Source organism: Streptomyces niphimycinicus (assembly GCF_018883605.1).
GTDB lineage: Bacteria > Actinomycetota > Actinomycetes > Streptomycetales > Streptomycetaceae > Streptomyces > Streptomyces niphimycinicus.
The window spans coordinates 1-436 of record NZ_JAHLEM010000488.1 but is presented as its reverse complement, the minus strand read 5'-3'; the positions used below and the strand labels follow the sequence as shown (position 1 = coordinate 436).

1 protein-coding gene is annotated in these 436 nt (G+C 66.1%); it reads right to left on the bottom strand.

Annotation, left to right across the window (positions count from 1 at the left end; genetic code table 11):
- Window positions 1–193: hypothetical protein (locus KN815_RS33770; RefSeq protein WP_216345655.1), on the bottom strand; the 193-nt coding region annotated here is incomplete at its 3' end.
- Between the last annotated feature and the right edge of the window lie 243 nt (window positions 194–436).

Below are 436 nucleotides of genomic sequence, written 5' to 3'. Positions count from 1 at the left end.
CCATTGCCGTCTCGGCCGTCCTTCGTACGGCAGCGGTCGGTGGCGGCTCCGCGTATCCCCTCCACATGCCACTCATCGTGCCCCGCGAGTCGACGGCGACGGCGGCGTCCACCGGGGTGGGCCGTGTTCCGGCTCCGGTGAAGACCCGGCCACCCAGGAAAACGGTGTCGGCCTGTTGGCTGCGGTCTGCCATCAAAGCAACCTCCGGCTCGGCGGGCTGACCCGCTGGCTTGTTTGTGGTGGAGGAGTGAACGGTAGCGCAATGCTGTTGTCAACGATATTGCGCTGATCGTTTCTTGGATCGATACACTGACCGCACCATGCCGAAATCACCCGCCAAAACGGCCCGGAGCAAGCGCGCGGGCAGTCATCTGACGCCCGACGCGATCATCGACGCGAGCCTGCGCATCGCGGCCCGCGGAAGCGAGGACGCCTT